Origin of the sequence: Halovivax asiaticus JCM 14624, from assembly GCF_000337515.1 — an archaeon.
Taxonomy (GTDB): Archaea; Halobacteriota; Halobacteria; order Halobacteriales; family Natrialbaceae; genus Halovivax; species Halovivax asiaticus.
Genome location: NZ_AOIQ01000021.1, coordinates 176,160 through 194,217, shown reverse-complemented (window position 1 = coordinate 194,217; position 18,058 = coordinate 176,160). Strand labels below are relative to the sequence as shown.

Genomic DNA, 18,058 nt, shown 5'->3' with positions numbered 1-18,058 from the left:
CTTCTTCGACCCCGCGAGTATAAAAGAGTCGAAACTGCCGTTCCACGGGCGGCGGTACCGGCAATCGCCGCCCCCTCTCTGTGTGGCGGCGACCGCTCGGCCCGCGTGATCCTCACAACATTTGTATCTGGGCACGTCAGTGTCGGGGTATGGGACTCGACGAGGACGCACTCGACTATCACCGACTGGACCCCCCGGGAAAACTCGAGATTTCGACGACGAAGCCGACGAACACCCAGCGCGATCTCTCACTCGCGTACTCACCGGGTGTCGCGGCACCGTGTATGGAGATCCACGACGACGAAACCGACGCCTACACGTACACCGCGAAGGGGAATCTCGTCGGCGTCGTCTCGAACGGCTCCGCAGTGCTCGGACTCGGCGATATCGGCGCTCGAGCATCCAAACCCGTGATGGAAGGGAAAGGCGTGCTCTTCAAGCGCTTCGCCGACATCGACGTCTTCGACATCGAACTCGACACCGACGATCCCGAGCGGTTCGTCGAGGCCGTCTCGATGATGGGACCGACCTTCGGCGGAATCAACTTAGAAGACATCGCCGCTCCCGAGTGTTTCACGATCGAGGAACGCCTCCGCGAGGAGATGGACGTCCCCGTCTTCCACGACGACCAGCACGGGACGGCGATCATCTCCGGCGCGGCGTTGCTCAACGCGGCCGAGGTCGCCGGGAAGGATCTCGAAGATCTCGAGATCGTCTTCTCCGGCGCCGGCGCGAGTGCGATCGCGACGGCCCGCTTCTACGTCTCGCTCGGCTGTCAGAAAGAGAACATCACGATGTGTGATTCCTCGGGGATCATCACCGCCGCACGGGCAGAGAGCGGCGATGCCAACGGGTACAAGCGTCAGTTCGCTCGCGACATCCCGGAGGGCGACCTCGCGGATGCCATGGAGGGCGCTGACGTCTTCGTCGGCCTCTCGGTCGGCGGTATCGTCAGCCAGGAGATGGTCCGCTCGATGGGAACGAACCCGATCATCTTCGCGATGGCCAATCCAGACCCGGAGATCACCTACCCCGACGCGAAAGCGGCGCGCGACGACTCGGTCATCATGGCGACCGGGCGCTCCGATTACCCCAATCAGGTCAACAACGTCCTCGGGTTCCCCTTTATCTTCCGCGGCGCGCTCGACGTGCGCGCGACGGACATCAACGAGAAGATGAAGGTCGCCGCCGCCCGCGCGCTGGCCGACCTGGCGCGCGAGGACGTCCCCGACGCGGTGGTCAAGGCCTACGGCGACGAGCCCCTCCAGTTCGGCCCCGAGTACATCATCCCGAAACCCGTCGACCCGCGGGTCCTCTTCCGCGTCGCGCCGGCGGTCGCGAAGGCCGCGATCGACTCCGGTGCCGCTCGCGTCGAACTCGATCTCGACGAGTACGAAGCCGAACTCGAGGCCCGCCTCGGCAAATCCCGCGAGATGATGCGGGTCGTCCTCAACAAGGCCAAGAGCGATCCAAAACGCGTCGCGCTCGCGGAGGGCGACGACGAGAAGATGATCCGGGCGGCCTACCAACTCGCCGAACAGGGGATCGCCGAGCCGATACTGATCGGCGAAGAGGCGGGAATCACCGAGACGGCAGCCGACCTCGGTCTCGACTTCGAGCCGACCGTCGCCGATCCGATGGCGGGCGATTACGACGCGTACGCCGACCGGCTCTATGAACTGAGAAAACGCAAGGGACTCTCACAGTCGGAAGCCAAAGATCGAATCCGCCGCGACACCAACTACTTCGGCAGCGTGATGGTCGAAGAGGGTGACGCCGACGCGCTCCTCACCGGGCTGATGCACAACTATCCCTCCGCACTCCGTCCGCCACTGCAGGTGATCGGGACCGCCGACGACGTCGACCACGTCGCGGGCGTCTACCTCCTCGCGTTCAAGAACCGCGTCATCTTCATCGCGGACGCGACGGTGAACATGGACCCCGACGAGGAAGTGCTCGCCGAGGTCACCCAGCAGACCGCGAACCTCGCTCGCCGGTTCAACGTCGAACCGCGAGCCGCCCTGCTGTCGTACTCCAACTTCGGGAGCGTGGACAACGAGGGAACGCGAAAGCCCCGCCGCGCAGCCAACATGCTCCGAAACGACCCCGACGTCGACTTCCCCGTCGACGGCGAGATGCAGGCCGACACGGCCGTCGTCGAGGACATCCTCGAAGGGACCTACGGCTTCTCGGACCTGGACGAGCCCGCGAACGTCCTCGTCTTCCCCAACCTGGAGGCGAGCAACATCGGCTACAAGCTCCTCCAGCGTCTCGGCGGCGCCGACGCGATCGGCCCGATGCTCGTCGGGATGGACGAGCCTGTTCACGTGTTGCAGCGGGGTGACGAGGTCAAGGATATCGTCAACCTGGCCGGGGTTGCGGTCGTCGATGCGCAAGAGTAGCGAGGGCTGAGCGACCAACGGGAGCGAAGGCCTCGTACCGGAACGGCGAACGAAGTGAGCCGTGGAGGAGTAGCGCGGTTTGAGGGCGGCAGCCCGAAAACCGCGGTTTTACGAGCGGGGAACGGAGTGACCCGCGAGTAGCGAGGATTGAGCGAACGTAGTGAGCGGAATCCTCGGACCGACGAACGGTGAGCGCAGCGACCCGCGAGTAGCGGGGCCAGAGCAAGAAAAGCGAGGACCGGCCGTTGCAACCGGTACAGCGTCACTTGTACGCGTCGTTCATGCCGCCGTCGCTGGCGGTCGTCGAGGGGGAGGCAGTAGTCGCCGTGACGAACTCGCGCCAGTGGCGGATGCCCCAGATGCCGAGGCCGGTGCAGATGATGCCGGCGGCGAGGAACACGACGATCAGGCCGCGCCTGAGGAGCGCCGTCGGATTGTAGGCGAGGTAGAACGCGCCTTCGGTAGCCAGGCCGAAGAGTAGGGCGGCGGCCAACCCGATGCCGGCGGTGGCGATCAGGATCTGCATGCCGTCGCGGTTGCGGTTGTCGAGTTTGAGCAGGGAGACGATGAAGGCGAGTGCGAAGACGAGGACGTAGACGGGAAGTCGGGTCACGAGGTTGGTGACGACCAGGCCCTCGACGACGACGGCGATGCCGACGAACGCCAGCGTGAGGAGAATCGTCGACGGGACGACGGTGAGGACGACCCGACTAGTCAGGAAATCGACGATGCGATCCGTATTCATGCCCTACTCACGTGGGTGCTCCCTCAAAAACGTTGAGGAACTGGTGACCATCGGGCGAGGTGACCAGTCGGGGATCGGACGGGAAGCATATATGGGGGGACTACATAGCGAGACCCGAAAGGTATGGCCGAATCGATCGAGCGCTTCCCCGTCTCGGAGAAGGGCTACTCGCTGCCAATCAACGACGTCCTTACGGGACGCGGGTTCATCACCGGCAAGTCCGGCAGTGGCAAGTCCAACACGGCGAGCGTCGTCGCGGAGGAACTGCTCGATCGAGGCCTGGGGCTGTTGATCATCGACACGGACGGCGAGTACAGCGCCCTGAAAGATCGCTACGAACTACTCCAGGTCGGCGGCGACGACGCTTGTGATCGGGAGATTACGGCCGAAGACGCGCCGCTGATCGCCGACCTCGCGCTGGAGGAGAACGTGCCGATCATCCTGGACGTCTCCGGCTACATGGACGAGGAGGTGGCCGACGACGTCATACACGCGGTCGTCCGCGAACTCTTCGTCGCGGAGAAACAACACCAGAAACCGTTCTTGCTGTTCGTCGAGGAGGCCCACGAATTCATTCCCGAACGCGGTGGTGGCGACGACGTCCACAAGATGCTGGTCCGCGTGGCAAAACGTGGCCGAAAGCGCGGACTCGGCGTCGTCGCGATGTCCCAGCGACCGGCCGCAGTCGCGAAGGACTACATCACGCAGTGTGACTGGCTCGTCTGGCACCGCCTCACCTGGGAGAATGACACGAAGGTCGCGGGTCGAATTCTCGGCGGGGACGCGGCCGAGAGCGTCCAGTCGCTCGACGACGGGGAGGCGCTCGTCATGACCGACTGGGACGAGAAACTCTCCCGCGTCCAGTTTCGCCGGAAGAAGACGATCGATCGAGGATCGACGCCGACGCTCGAGGACGCCTACGGGCCGCCATCGGCCCGCGAAGACCACGTCACTGGAACGGCGGAAGCGGACGACGAGGCGACCGAGAACACGGCCGACGACGGCGACGGTGATAGCGGCGACACGACCGGTTCGACCGAGGACCCGGAGCCGGCCACGGAGGAGCCACGGCCCGAAGACGACGGCGGCTCGGCCCAGGATCGGACGAGCAACTGGGACCTGAGCGACGTGGACATCGAACCCACACAGCCGTCGCTCCAGGAAGCGTCAGCCGAACAACCGTCGCCGGCCGGTAGTGTCGACGGACGACAGGCAGGTAGCGGCCCGAGGACGGAACCGGCGACCGCCGAACCGAGCACTGCCACACCGAAACCGCCGGCGCAAGCCGACCAGGGGCATTCTGGTGCGGGGACACCCCCGGCGAGCCACGGGCAAGCCGGCGAGCCCCAACCCGACGCCTCGGTACAGGCGAGTGGCACGACCGACGGTGGGTCGGTGTCTCGACGCCGGCAGGCGCCATTGGACGAACCCGACGAGTACGATCCCCTCTGGGAGATCGCACAGTTGATCGTCTACTGTTACGGTGTCATCGCGGCCACCCACGCGGGATTCTATCAGTCGCTCAGACGGCGATACACCACACTCTGTCTCCGGTTTCGGCAAACGGCATTTGGAACCTACCAACGCGGGTCGGCGGGCCGAATCGAGCGGCGTGTCGGAACTGCACTGGCGATGATTACGGTGGTGCTCGTCTACGCGATCGTCGCCGTTGCCATCGTCGCCGGGCTCAATCAGTATCGAACGCAGCTCGGGTAACTGGCTACTTGGGACCAAGCAGTCCGGAGAGCCGTCCCAGTCGGCCCGTCGACCCCGACCGAACGGCCCGCTACATTTTTGAGCAGGCTGGCACGAGAGTCACCATGGTCACGGTCCGGGCGCCGGCGACGAGCGCGAATCTGGGGAGCGGGTTCGACGTGTTCGGCCTCGCGCTGGCTCGCCCGGCCGACGTCATTCACGTAGAGAAAGCCGCCGAGACGACGATCACGGTCGAGGGAATCGGCAGCCAGTACGTCCCGGAGGATCCGCGAAAGAACACCGTTGGAGCCGTCGCCGAGGCGCTCGACGCACCGGCGTCGATCACGATCGACAAAGGTGTCAGACCGTCCTCGGGGCTCGGCTCGTCGGCGGCGAGTGCAGCCGGCGCCGCCGTCGCACTGGACGCGCTCTACGGCCGCGAGACAGATCCGGAGGAGCTCGTTCGCATCGCGGCGAAAGGCGAAGCTGTCGTCTCCGGCGAGGCACACGCCGACAACGTCGCGCCCGCGATCCTCGGTGGCTTTACCATCGCCACACCGGAGGGAATCACGTCGATGGAGACCTCGCTGTCGCTGGTCGCCTGCCTGCCCGACATCGTCGTCTCGACCAGGGACGCACGGGCGGTGGTCCCGTCGGAACTCTCGCTCGATGATCTCGTCGGTACTGTCGGTGCGGCGGCGACGCTCACCGCCGGAGTCGCACGGAACGATCCCGAACTCGTCGGACGCGGGATGGCCGACGGCGTCGTCACCCCGACACGAGCGGCCCTGATCGACGGCTACGACGCGGTCAGCAAGGCTGCGACCGCGGCGGGGGCGACGGGCGTCACAGTGAGCGGCGCCGGCCCGACCGTCCTCGCCGTCTGTCAGGACGGGACGCGCGAGGCCGTCGCGTCGGCAATGATCGACGCATTCGCCGAGCACGGTGTCGACAGCCGCGCCTACCAGACGAGCGTCGGGCGGGGCGCAGAAGTGTTCGTGTAGGTGCGTTCGTCCCGGTCGCGTCCCTCGTCCTCGTCTCAGACGCCGCGACCTTGCAGTTTCTCTTCGTCCGACAGGTCGACGTTCGCGTCGCCTTTCATTCCCTTGCCAACGTTCGTCGCGATCTCGGCGAGGCGCTCGGGGTCGTCCCAGTTGTTGACGGCTTCGACGATGGCTTCGCCCATGGCTCGCGGATTCTCCGCGCCGAAGATGCCGCTGCCGACGAAGATCCCGTCGCACTCGTGGTGCATCATGAGCGCCGCGTCGGCGGGCGTCGCGATGCCGCCGGCGGCGAAGTTGACGACCGGCAAGCGACCCATCTCGGCGGTCTCGTGGACGAGCTCGGCGGGTGCCTCGATCTCGCGGGCGTATGCTTCGCGTTCCTCGTGAGTCATCCCCGCGAGTTCGCGGATCGCGCCCTTGATCGTGCGTTGGTGGTGGACGGCCTGGTTGACGTCACCGGTCCCCGCCTCACCCTTCGTACGGATCATCGCTGCACCTTCCTCGATCCGACGGAGTGCCTCGCCGAGGTCGCGCGCTCCGCAGACGAACGGCGCGGTGAAGCCACGCTTGTCGATGTGGTAGGCGTCGTCGGCCGGTGTGAGTACCTCCGACTCGTCGATCATGTCGACGCCCGTGGCCTCCAGGATCTGGGCCTCTTTCGTGTGGCCGATCCGGGCTTTCCCCATCACCGGGATCGAGACCTCGTCGATGATCTCGGCAACGTCCGCAGGATCGGCCATCCGCGCGACGCCGCCGCGCTTGCGAATGTCCGCGGGGACGGCCTCCAGAGACATGACGGCCACGGCACCCGCGTCCTCGGCGATGCGCGCCTGTTCGCGATTCACGACGTCCATGATGACGCCACCCTTCTGCATCTGTGCGAAGCCTCGCTTGACGAGGTCGGTCCCCCGTCGGAGATCCTCCAGATCGGTCGCAGTCTCGGTCATACTGCCGGCTTTGCCCCCGCCTTACTTACGCGTATCCTTTCCGTCAATTCGATCTGTAGCTGCCCAGCCAGGAGGAACGTTCAGTGCTACCACAGGCGAACAGGCGGCGAGAACGGTGATTCGCGTCGGTAACCAGCTATCGAAAAGTATATTTAATTTTTAAATTATAGGCAGAGTATATGCCCTCCGTCGACGGAACCAAGCGACCGTCCATACCGGTTTCGATCGTGCGGTACAGCACACAGCAACCGCCTCGCCGACGATGATCGAACGCTCGCGGCGGGCCGTGCTGACCGCGATCGGATCGTCGATGATCGCTGGCTGCTCGATGAGCGACCGCGAATCGATCGACGTCACCGAACTCCAACCCGGTTGGACCGCCGATTTAGACGCGCAGTCACCAAAAGCGGCACCCCGCGTCCTCGATGGTTCAGTGTACGTCGATAACGGGTTCGATTTCATCGAAATTCCCCTCGAGCGTCCGGGAAATCGGCGGAAGCTACTGGACACCTTCCTCGGTTCACCAGCCGTGAGAGACGTCACCGCGAATCCGGCCGTCGACGAAACGGCCGGCCGCCTCCTCGTGCCGACAGAACTCGCGAACACGGGAACGCTCTACAGCATCGACCCCGAGACGGGCATCGAATGGGAGACGAAGCTCCCCGGCGGCTCCGGGTTCGCGCCGATCGTCGACGGCGACGAAATCGCGATTCAGACGGACGAAGCCGTCAGCCTCCTCGACCGCGAAATCGGGGAGATACTGTGGTCGAAATCGATCCGGACCGCCGGATTGAGCGGGCACGAGCGGCACGCGGACCTCTCACCAGCCCTGATCGAAGACCGGGTACTCGTCCCCACCAAAGACGGACTCCAGTGTTTCAGCCGCGAAGATGGGTCTGAACTGTGGAATTCCCTCGACAGAGCCGTCACCGAGCGCCCCGCGGTCGACGGCGACCGGGCGTACGTTCCCGTCTCTCGCCACGGTGTCAAAGCTCTCGACCTCGAAACGGGTCGAGTCGACTGGGAGACCGACCCGTTCGAATCCTGGACGACGCCAGTCGTCGGCGACGATCGGGTCTACGTCGCGGCGGTACGTGATATGTACGCGTTCGAGCGGACGAGCGGCGATCTCGTCTGGCACACCGACGGTGGCGACTTCGGCGGGGCCGTCTACACGGACCCGACGCTCGTCGACGACCGGATCGTCGTGGGCTCGTCGGGATACGCCGTCCTGATTCTCGATCGTGAAGGGACGCTCCGCGCCCGCTCGACAGGGACGAACACGAAGTTCGCCCACGCTGTGACGGACGATGGCATCGTCGCCGCCGAGCGAACGGCGGTGAGTCGGTACGACCTCCCGTAGTTGACGAGCAAAACGATCGTACACACTAATACTACCCAGATTTTTGGAGTGATGATGAAAAATATACCCAAGACGCGTCGGAACGTGATTGCAGTAGCCGGGGCGAGTCTGCTACCTGGATGTTCTATGTTCGCAAACAAATCGACGGTTGACAGCACTCCCACCGAAATCAGTCCCGACTGGACCGTCGATCTCGGGATGCCCGTTCCGACGACGGCGCCGCGCGTACTCGACGACATGGTGTACGTCGGCACGGACACGTTCGTGGTGGGACTTGCACTCGACGGATCAGACGGCCGCACGCGACCGTTGGACGATCGGGCCCAATTTGGCCGAGTGCCATCCATCGCCGCGACACCGGCTGTCGACGAACGGGCGGCCCGACTCGTCGTCCCACTGGCGATCGACGGGACCGCCATCCTCTGCGCCGTTACCCCGGACGACGACATCGAGTGGACGCAGTCCCTGTCCGGAGGCCTGGCGTTCACCCCCACTATCGACGGAGCCGGGCTCGCCATCCAGACGACAGATGCCATCAGTGTGCTCGGTCGAAACGATGGGCGCATCCGATGGTCGAAGTCGGTCCTCGCACCGGACACCCGGACGGAAGACGCGACGGACCGATCTCCGGCGATGACGGACGATCGAGTCTTCGTCCCGTGCAAGGACGGGCTTCGCTGTTTCGACCGCGAGGATGGGACCGAACAGTGGCACACGCTCGACGACCCGATCACCGCGACACCGGCAGTCGGTGACGAACTGGTGTATGCACCCGTCGCGGATCGCGGTGTCCGGGCGATCGACCGCTCCTCGGGTCGAATCGAGTGGAAGACGGAAGCGTTTCCGTGCTGGACACGACCGCTCGTAGACGGCGACCGAATTTACGTGGCAGGGGAACGAAACCTGTACGCGTTCGATCGGACGACTGGCGATCGGCTCTGGCGGTTCGACGAGCCGGGGTTCGGGGGGCCAACCTACACGTCCCCCCAACTCGTCGACGACCGAATCATCGCCGGGTCGACTGGGCACGCGATCGTCGTCTTTGACCGGGATAGAACACGACTCGCGCGCTCGACCGGCACGAACACGCCGCGTTCACACGCCATCGTGGGCGAACACGTTCTGGTCGCCCATTGGTCGGGGGTGAGTCGGTACGAACTCCCGTAATCGAGGTTGTGTGAATCGAACCGCTACCTCTTTGCGGGTTCACTGAGTGTATCGGACCGATGGCAGTAGCCGTCGAAGAGACTCGCCGACCCACCCTTCCCCGATGGCTCGCACCCGTGCCGAACCGACTCGAGGAGCTGGGTCTGCGGCTGGCCTGGCTCGTCGTCGCCGTGAACCTCGCGGGGACCGCCTTCGGCTTCTGGTACTATCGCTACCAGTTCGTCGAGACGGCGACCGTCATGTGGCCGTTCGTCCCCGACAGCCCGCTCGCCACGCTGTTGATCGCACTCGCGATCGCGGCCTGGAAGCTCGGGTACGAACAACCCTGGCTCACCGCGCTGGCCTTCTTCGGAAACCTGATACTGGGGCTGTGGACGCCGTTTACGCTCGTCGTCTTCGCCGACCAGTTCGCCGCGCAGGGAATCGCGCCGGCCATGTACGCCTTCCTCTTCGGCAGCCACCTGGCGATGGCGCTCCAGGCGCTGGTCCTCTATCGGATCAGTGACTTTCCGCCCTGGGCGATCGCCGTCGCGCTCGGCTGGTACACGGTCGATCTCGTCGTCGATTACTTCGTGCCGGTGGTCGGGGAGCCCCACCACACGACGCTTCCCGTCGCCCCCGACGAACCGATCGCCCTCGGTGCCGACGCGCTGGGCGTTGCCGGGGCGGGGGCGACCGTCCTCACACTGCTCGCGCTCTTTCTCGCGTTCTCGACACACGTCTACGTAACGAGAGACAAGTGACGCAAGTCCGGCCGGTTAGGCGACGCGATCACTCGCTCGAACGGCCTCGAGCAGCGGATCGAGTTCGCCGAGGTCTGTCCGGACGCGGACGCGGTCGCGTTCCGCGTCGTAGCGTACCAGTCCGGCGTCGGCCAATTTCGGAAGGTGACAGTGGTGTAGTTCGAGGCGGAGCGTGTCGGCCGGACGGTCGCCTGCCTCGACGGCGAGCGTCTCGGCCAAGTCGTCGACCGTCATCGTCTCGTGCCCCGACAGCAAGGAGAGTGTTCGACGTCGCCACTCGTTCGAGAGCGTCTCGAGCACGACGCTCACTGGAAGGTTGGGGTCGGTGCATCTCCGGGGCGAGTGTGTGATGTGGGGGTTCATATCGAGTCGGTCTCTCGTTGGCCGTCCGTGTCCTGCACTCACACGGCCACGGGTGGGCAGATACACGGAACGCACATAACTATTACTATTGGATGTTCTCTTCGGCCGTGTCCGGTAGTTGGCCGACAGCAGCGAACGACGCCAACAACGACCAACGCGGACATTCACTCGACGAAGACCATGAAAACAGCCGACGAGGACGACGGCCGAATCGCCTCACTCGACGACGACGATCGCCGACTCGGTCTCGATCATCTCGCCGGCTCCCGAGTAAGTCCGTTCGTGGGAGACCTCGAACAGGTCCGGTTCGAGTGCTTCGCCGGCGACGACCAGTGTGTCCCCGTCGAGTTCGAACGCCTCGTCGTCGATGGCGTCGTCGATCTCGCCCACTTTTTCACCGTATCGGGGTCCGAGTGTCGAGTAGTCGAGACTGATATCGGAGAGTTCGGTCGTCACGTCGGGGTCGTCGTCGCTCACCGTGAGGTCCTCGACGTGCATCACGGTTCGGACGACGTCCTCGAATCCGTCGATCGCACCGTAGACGGTGACGGCGTCGAGTTCGCTGTTCAGCGGGAGCTGGTTCTCGCTCTTGTACCGCCGGAGCGCCGAGATGACGTCCATCGTGGTCTCACCGGCATCGAGATCGGCCTCGTAGCCCTCCGGAGCGGGCCAATCGCGAACGTGGATGCTCGCAGACTCGAGAGCGTCATCGCCCGCGTCCTGTGTCTCGCTCTCAGCGTACACCGCCTGCCAGAGTTCCTCCGTGACGTGCGGGAGGAACGGGGCCCACAGTTCGAGGAAGGTGCGATGGGCCGTCCGCAGCGCGTAGGCAGTCGACGGATCACCCTCGCGTTCCTTCGCGATCTCAAGGTAGTCGTCGCAGAAGGTGTTCCAGAAGAACGTCCGAAGCCGGTCGCGTGCCTTCGCGTACTCGTGAGCTTCGAAGTGGGCCGTCAGATCCGCGATGGCGTCGTCGAGCTCGGCCAGCAGCCAGCGGTCGATCGGCGCGAGCTCGTCGGGTTCGGCCGGATCGGCCGGGGCGAGGCTGTCGACCAGCTTGGAGGCGTTCCAGAGCTTTCGCAACAGCTTCTCACCGGCCCGAAGATCTTGCTCCTGATACGGGAAGTCGTCGCCGACCGCGGCGCTGGCCGCCCAGAAGCGGATCGCGTCGACGGGGTACTCCGCGATCACTTCGTCGGGGGCGACGACGTTGCCCCGCGACTTGGACATCTTCTCGCGGTTCTCGTCCAGAACGTGACCGTTGATCAACGTCGCGTCGAACGGCACCTCGCCGGTGTGCTCGTAGCACTTGATGACCGTGTGGAACAGCCAGAAGGAGATGATGTCGTGGCCCTGCGGGCGGAGATCGAACGGATAGAGTTCCGGGTGCTCCATGGTGAACCCGCCGTCTCCGCCGTTCGCGGGTCGCTGACGCTCCCCGCTCTCCGCTCCGAGGTCGCTCGCTTCGCTTGCGCCCTCGCCGTCCCAGTCCCAGCCGGCGTTGATCAGCGGCGTCAGCGAGGACGTTGCCCACGTATCGAAGACGTCCTCCTCGGCCTCGAATTCCGCGTGGCCGCACTCCGGACAGGCCTCGACCGGTGGCTCGTCGCTCAGCGGGTCGACCGGCAGGTCCGCCTTGTCGGCCATAATTGGGTGGTCGCACTCTTCACAGTACCAGACCGGGAACGGGATCCCCGAATCGCGCTGGCGGGAGATGAGCCAGTCCCATTCCAGCCCCTCGATCCAGTGCTTGTACCGGGTGAACATCTTCTCGGGGTACCAGTCCATCTCCCGGCCGGCATCCAGGTACTCCTCCTTGTGGTCCAGGATCTCGACGTACCACTGCTTGGAGACGCGGTACTCGACGGGCGTCTCACAGCGTTCGTGGACGCCGACGGCGTGCGTGATCTCCCACCGGTCGCGGAGTGCGCCCTCCTCGTCCAGATCCTCGACGATGGCCTTGCGCGCTTCCTCGGTCGAGAGGCCCTCGTACTCCCCGGCGAGGTCGGTCATCGTCGCGGTCTCGTCGATGGCGACGCGCAGCGGGAGGTCGTGGGCCTGGTACCACTCGATGTCGTTCTGGTCGCCGAAGGTACAGCACATGACGACCCCGCTGCCCTTCTCCATGTCGACGCGCTCGTCTTCGATGATCGGCACCTCGTGGCCGAAGATGGGGACGCGAGCTGTCTCGCCGATCAGGTCCTGGTTGTCGTCGTCTTCGGGATGGACGAAGACCGCGACGCAGGCCGGGATGAGTTCCGGACGCGTCGTGGAGATGACGAACTCCTCGCGGTTGGTTCCCTCCGAGGCGATACCGAACGCGATGTCGTTGAAGTGCGAGCCACGCTCGTCGTCCTCGACTTCGACCTGAGAGATCGCCGTCTCGCACTCGGGACACCAGATCGCGGGCGCCTTCTTGCGGTACTCGCGTCCCTTCTCGTAGAGGTCGAGAAAGGAGAGCTGGGAGATGCGCTGGACGCGCGGCTCGATCGTCTTGTAGGTACGATTCCAGTCGATCGAGGTGCCGAGCCCCTGCATCTTCTCGGTGAACTCGGCCTCGTACGTCTGACAGACGTCACGACAGAGATCCTGGAATTCCTGGCGCTCGTAGTCCTGGTGGCGGATATCGAGTTCGTCCTCCGTGAGGCGCTCGCTCGCGATGCCGTTGTCGTCGTAGCCGAACGGGAAGAGGACGTCGCCGTCGACCATCCGCTGGAAACGGGCCGCGAAGTCCTGCAGTGTCTGCCCGTAGAGGTGGCCCATGTGCAGACTTCCCGAGACCGTCGGCGGCGGCGTGTCGATCGAGTAGACGGTGTTGGGATCCTGTTCGGGATCGCCCTCGTAGGCGTAAGTGTCGGTCTCGACCCACCGGCGCTGCCAGTGGGATTCGATGGCCTCGGCGTCGTACTCCCCGGCGAGTTCGGGCGTGTGCGCTTCGGCCTCGCGGCTCGCGGTTTCACCGCTCGCTTCGTCCGAGCGCTCACTTCGGTCGCCCTCGCGGGTCATAGTCTCACCGCCCGGATCGGGCGCCGTCGATACATCGGTTGCAGCCAAGTGTCAGTCTGAGCGTCAAACATCGGTAGTACTGGTCGTTGTTCGTCGTATTTCAGTCGGCGACAATACATCCGTCGAAACGGGGAGGAAAGGTGGGCCTAGACGGCCCCTACGAAGACGGTTCCGCAGGACCCGCCGAACCGGCGCTCGGTGACGGATTCGTCCATACGGGCACCTCACCTTCATTCCTGTTAGGTGTTTCGCGTCAGGGGCCAATCCCACGCCGTTGGACACGAACCAACCTATATGACCGATCGGCAGCGAAAGGCGAGCAATGACCGGGCGAGAACGACCGAATTGGACGCACTGGTACGAACGGAGGCGGCGATAAGATGGCCGATCTGGCCGACCGCTACGCCGCGTGGATCGCCGAACACAGCCGAGCCGTGCTGATCGCGGTCGTCGTGCTCACGGCCGTCGTCGCAGCGGGCGCCGCAGTGGGTGACGCCGGAAGTGCTGGTATCGGCGAATTCGACGTGGACACCCCAGAGACTCGCGCCGGCGACTACGTCGCCACGAACTACGAGACCGACGACCGCATCGTCACCCAACTTGTCGTACGCGACGAGGGCGGTGACGTGCTCACGAAGGAATCGCTCCTCGACGGACTCCGATTGCAGGCTGACGCACGGGAGCGGGCGTCGGTCGAGTCGACGCTCGCCGAACCCGGCTTCCGGGGCATCGAGAACATCGTCGCCACCGCGGCCGTCTTCGAGGATCGCGCCGCCACGGCGAACGGACAACCCGACACCAGCCAGCCAACTCTCGACGAGCAGATCGCGGCCCTCGAAGCGCGCTCACCAGAAGAAGTCGAGTCGCTTGTGGGCGACGTCCTCTCCGGGGAGACAGGCCACCCGGGAGGCGCCACCGGCGCCGACGCCACCGCGTTTCTGCCGAACGACTACGAACCCGGAAGTACGGACGCCGAGTCGCGACTGATCCTCACGTTCCAGAGCGACGGCACGGCCGACGACGAGGAGCCCCAGGCGGCCTACGACGCGCAGGTCGAACTCGAGACGCTGTTCGACGAGCGCTTCGACGACGGCTTCGTCTTCGGCCAGGGGATCACCGACGAAGCCTCGACGAACGCCGTCGGAGACAGCTTCGCGATCATCACGCCGGTCGCGCTCGTCCTCGTGTTATTCGCGCTCGGAGTTACCTACCGGGACGTCGTCGACGTCCTCCTCTCGATCGCCGGAATCGCAGTCGTGATGGCGTGGCTCGCGGGTCTCATGGGCTGGCTGCAGATCCCGTCGAGTCAGCTCCTGATCGCGGTCCCGTTCTTATTGATCGGGCTGGCGATCGACTACTCGTTGCACGTCATCATGCGCTATCGGGAGGCCAGAACGGGTGAACTCACCGGCGTCGATTCGGACGTCGACGTTCGAACCGGCATGGCGATCGGCCTCGGGGGCGTGATCCTCGCGCTCGCGGCGGCCACGTTCTCGACCGGCGTCGGGTTCCTCTCGAACGTCGTCAGTCCGCTTGCCGCGGTCAGGGACTTCGCGATTCTCTCCGGCGGCGGCATCTTCGCGACGCTGATCGCGTTCGGCGTCTTCGTCCCCGCGCTGAAGATTGTCGTCGACGGACTGCTCGAGAACCGATTCGGCCGGGATCGAGCGAAGCCGGCGTTCGGGTCGACCCCCGGCCCGGTGAACCGACTCCTGTCGGCAGGTGTCACGCTAGCCCGACGCGCCCCCATCGCCGTCGTGCTCGTCACGGTGGTACTCGCCTCGACGGGCGCGTACGGGGCGACGACGATCGACACCGAGTTCAACCAGACGGATTTCCTCCCGCGTGACGCGCCCGACTGGGCGAAATCCCTCCCGGGTCCGCTGGCCGCGGGGACGTATACGATCGCCGACGACGCCACGTATCTGGGCGAGAACTTCCGCGCGGGTGGTGAGGGATCGCAGGCAGAGATACTGATACGACCGTCCGATTCGGAGGGAGCCCTCACGGATCCGGCCATCCTGGCCGCGATCGAGGAGACGAGGACGAGTGGTGGCGAGTGGGGAACGATCGACGCCGGACCGGACGGGAGCGCCGCCGTCGACGGACCGCTCACGCTCGCCCGCGATCTCGCCGCGACGAACGAATCCGTCGCCCAGGCGATCGACGAGCGGGATACCAACGGTGACGACGTCCCCGACGAAGACCTTGCCGGGCTGTACGACGTACTCTACGAGACCGACGCGGAGCAGACCGCGACGGTCGTAGAACGCACCGACGGCGAGTACGACTCGATCCGACTCGTCCTGAGCGTTCGCGGCGACGCCAGCGCCCAGGACGTCGCGACCGACGTCGAGGCGTTTGCCGCGGCAATCGAAGCCAGCGCGCCCGTCTCGGCGACGCCGACCGGCGGCCCGGTCCAGACCGCGGTCGTCCAGGACGCCCTCCTGGAGACGCTCGTACAGGCGCTCGCGATCACCCTGGTCGTCATCCTCGTCTTCCTCACCGCGCTGTACTGGATCCGCCACGGCGCCCCCTCCCTCGGCCCGATTACGATGGCCCCCGTCGTCGCCGCCCTGGCCTGTTTGCTCGGCGCGATGGCCCTGCTCGACCTGCCGTTCAACAGCGAAACGGCCGTCATCACGAGCCTCGCGATCGGGCTCGGTGTCGACTACAGCATCCATTTAGGAGAACGGTTTGTGAGTGAGAAGCGAGATTCCGGAGGAATCTCGGAAAGTCGAACGGCGAACGAAGTGAGCCGTGAGAAGCGGGACTCCGAAGGAGCCTCGAATAATCGAGCGGGGAGCGAAGCGAATCCGGATCTGACGAACATCGAGGACGTGCTGTCGGCGACCGTGACGGGCACCGGCGGCGCGTTACTCGGCAGTGCGCTGACCACGGCCGCAGGGTTCGGGGTCCTGGCGCTCGCACTCGCACCGCCCCTCCAACGGTTCGGGATCGTGACCGGGCTGGCGATCGTCTTCGCCTTCCTGGCGTGCATCCTGGTGTTGCCGAGCCTGCTTGTCGTCCGCGAGCGAATGCTTCGGCGGATTGCCTAAAGGCGCTCGGTCGGGATTGCAAAAACGGGCTGATATCGTCCCCATCGACCTCGAATACGTCACGCGCCCACGCGAGCAGACAGGGTCACGTGAGGTCCTGGTTCGCGTGAGTGCGGACCCAGAGTTCGCCGATCGGCGAGAGGCGGGTTCGGTAGGACTTGCCCTGTTCGTCACGTTCGACGTAGCCCTTGCCGCCGGGGCCGAGCCGGTCGACGGTGTAGATGACTTTCGAACGGAAGCTGTCGGTGTACTCCTCGTTTAGCTCGCGTGCGAGCGCTTCCGCGAGCTCGGAGACGGAGTCGAATTCGCCGTCTTCTCCGAGTTTGAAGAGGATGAGTTCCTCGAAGGGTTTGACGGGCGAGAACGAGCCGACGGGCAGTTCGACGACGTGGCTGTCGCCGATTTCCTTCGCGCCGATGGTCGTGCCCCGTTCGTCGAACTCCGCCAAGAGGTCCGTCGCGTTGTTCAGTCGCTCTCGCAACCGGGCTGGGTCGACCTCGATCCGGGTGCCGGGTGTGGCGGCGGTCCCCGAAGTCCGGTGGCGGTCGTCGGTGACTCCGGGTTCGGCGGATTGAGAATCAGCATCCGCACTCGCGTCGGCATCCATCCTCTCATCCTCGCGCACGGCCGTCTCTGAGTCATCGTCTGCGAGTGTCGTGGTCAGGTCGTCCAGCAGATCGCGCTGGGCCCGGAGTTCCTCGGCCAGTTCCGTCTCGAGGTACTTCTCGGGGGCGGTGTAGTAGGTGTGGATCACGTCCCGGTCGGCCTCGCGTTCGACCATCAACGAGTGCGCCGCGTTGGCAAAGGCGAAGCTCACGGTTCGCGGCATCGCGGCGACGTTCACCCAGACCTCGTTGCCGCGGTCGAGTTCGTCCGTGATGAGTTCGTACCCCTGTTCGAACGCACCGTCGTAGTCGTAGACGTCCGCCAGCACGACCCGCTCGGTCGTCGCCCCGAGGAGGTTCTCGAAGTCGGTCTCGAGCTTTCGCGCTAGGTTGCGAGAGTACTCGACGTTCGCCTGGCTCCCGACCGCGCCTTCGAGCATGACGACGCGATCCACGTCGCGCTGGTCGCGGACGAGCGGCGCGATGAGCCGGTCGTAATCGAACCCGACCGGAACGATGTGCGTTTGCATGACGAGGCCTTCGAAGTCGGGCTACTCAAACCCGGCGAGTGTCGCCGGTCGTGATCCGGTAGCGTCGCTCGCCGGTGGCGACGAGCGTCGACTCCTCACGGAGCGTGACGACGCGGCCGGTCGGATTGTCGATCACCTCGTGACGCGCTTCGATCCGCCCCAGCGTTCCCAGCAACTGCGCCGACGGCGGCTTCTGGGCGGCGCCACAGTCGTAGATCGTCAACAGTCCGTCGTCGTCACGGTCGTAGACGACGATGTGGGCGTGTCTTGGCAAGTGCCAGCGCTGCTCACCCGCTCGAACGAGCCTGTTCATACTCAGTGCATCGGACCGAACGGTGAAATCGATGTCCATCAGCAACTCCCAGTGACAGCAAGGATGGAACAACGACCGTTTTAGTTGAGTAATTGGTAAGAAAGCACCCCCAGAAC

The 18,058-nt window shown here is 65.0% G+C and carries 13 protein-coding genes; 7 read left to right on the top strand and 6 right to left on the bottom strand.

What is annotated here, in order from left to right:
• The first annotated feature begins 149 nt into the window (after window positions 1-149).
• Window positions 150-2,402: an NADP-dependent malic enzyme gene (locus C479_RS13465; protein ID WP_007703619.1), complete on the top strand. Its 2,253-nt coding sequence runs from the start codon at window positions 150-152 to the stop codon at window positions 2,400-2,402.
• 262 nt (window positions 2,403-2,664) lie between these two features.
• Here the strand turns inward: C479_RS13465 and C479_RS13460 are convergent, their stop codons facing one another.
• Window positions 2,665-3,147 carry a hypothetical protein gene (locus C479_RS13460; protein WP_007703616.1) on the bottom strand — a complete coding sequence of 161 codons (483 nt, stop codon included), beginning with the start codon at window positions 3,145-3,147 and terminating at the stop codon, window positions 2,665-2,667.
• Window positions 3,148-3,270: 123 nt separating this feature from the next.
• On the opposite strand from C479_RS13460, the gene C479_RS13455 reads away from it, so the two are divergent.
• A complete protein-coding gene (locus C479_RS13455; RefSeq protein ID WP_007703615.1) occupies window positions 3,271-4,863 on the top strand; it encodes an ATP-binding protein in 1,593 nt (530 codons plus the stop codon).
• A 104-nt stretch (window positions 4,864-4,967) separates the two neighbouring features.
• Window positions 4,968-5,846, top strand: a complete 879-nt coding sequence (locus C479_RS13450) for a homoserine kinase (RefSeq protein WP_007703612.1) — start codon at window positions 4,968-4,970, stop codon at window positions 5,844-5,846.
• 35 nt (window positions 5,847-5,881) lie between these two features.
• Here C479_RS13450 and pdxS read toward each other — a convergent pair whose 3' ends face one another.
• A complete protein-coding gene (gene pdxS / locus C479_RS13445) occupies window positions 5,882-6,793 on the bottom strand; it encodes a pyridoxal 5'-phosphate synthase lyase subunit PdxS (protein WP_007703610.1) in 912 nt (303 codons plus the stop codon).
• Window positions 6,794-7,055: 262 nt separating this feature from the next.
• On the opposite strand from pdxS, the gene C479_RS13440 reads away from it, so the two are divergent.
• From C479_RS13440 to C479_RS13430, 3 genes are all read left to right on the top strand, one after another.
• Window positions 7,056-8,156 carry an outer membrane protein assembly factor BamB family protein gene (locus C479_RS13440; protein WP_007703608.1) on the top strand — a complete coding sequence of 367 codons (1,101 nt, stop codon included), beginning with the start codon at window positions 7,056-7,058 and terminating at the stop codon, window positions 8,154-8,156.
• 126 nt (window positions 8,157-8,282) lie between these two features.
• The gene (locus C479_RS13435) at window positions 8,283-9,323 is read left to right on the top strand and encodes an outer membrane protein assembly factor BamB family protein (protein ID WP_007703606.1); all 1,041 of its coding nucleotides are present in this window, start codon (window positions 8,283-8,285) and stop codon (window positions 9,321-9,323) included.
• 59 nt (window positions 9,324-9,382) lie between these two features.
• Window positions 9,383-10,066 carry a DUF1405 domain-containing protein gene (locus C479_RS13430; protein ID WP_007703604.1) on the top strand — a complete coding sequence of 228 codons (684 nt, stop codon included), beginning with the start codon at window positions 9,383-9,385 and terminating at the stop codon, window positions 10,064-10,066.
• Between the two features lie 15 nt (window positions 10,067-10,081).
• Here C479_RS13430 and C479_RS13425 read toward each other — a convergent pair whose 3' ends face one another.
• Both C479_RS13425 and C479_RS13420 read right to left on the bottom strand, forming a co-directional pair.
• Entirely contained in the window at window positions 10,082-10,375 is a 294-nt protein-coding gene (locus tag C479_RS13425; protein ID WP_007703603.1) for a DUF7344 domain-containing protein, read from the bottom strand.
• 270 nt (window positions 10,376-10,645) lie between these two features.
• Window positions 10,646-13,435: a valine--tRNA ligase gene (locus C479_RS13420; RefSeq protein WP_007703602.1), complete on the bottom strand. Its 2,790-nt coding sequence runs from the start codon at window positions 13,433-13,435 to the stop codon at window positions 10,646-10,648.
• 380 nt (window positions 13,436-13,815) lie between these two features.
• Here C479_RS13420 and C479_RS13415 point away from each other — a divergent pair, with 380 nt between their 5' ends.
• Window positions 13,816-16,494 (top strand): efflux RND transporter permease subunit, encoded by a 2,679-nt coding sequence (locus tag C479_RS13415; RefSeq protein WP_007703601.1) that lies wholly within the window; start codon window positions 13,816-13,818, stop codon window positions 16,492-16,494.
• Between the two features lie 85 nt (window positions 16,495-16,579).
• On the opposite strand, the gene C479_RS13410 is transcribed toward C479_RS13415, so the two are convergent.
• Both C479_RS13410 and C479_RS13405 read right to left on the bottom strand, forming a co-directional pair.
• A complete protein-coding gene (locus C479_RS13410; protein ID WP_007703600.1) occupies window positions 16,580-17,629 on the bottom strand; it encodes an HFX_2341 family transcriptional regulator domain-containing protein in 1,050 nt (349 codons plus the stop codon).
• A gap of 25 nt (window positions 17,630-17,654) precedes the next feature.
• A complete protein-coding gene (locus C479_RS13405; protein WP_049907400.1) occupies window positions 17,655-17,942 on the bottom strand; it encodes a hypothetical protein in 288 nt (95 codons plus the stop codon).
• Between the last annotated feature and the right edge of the window lie 116 nt (window positions 17,943-18,058).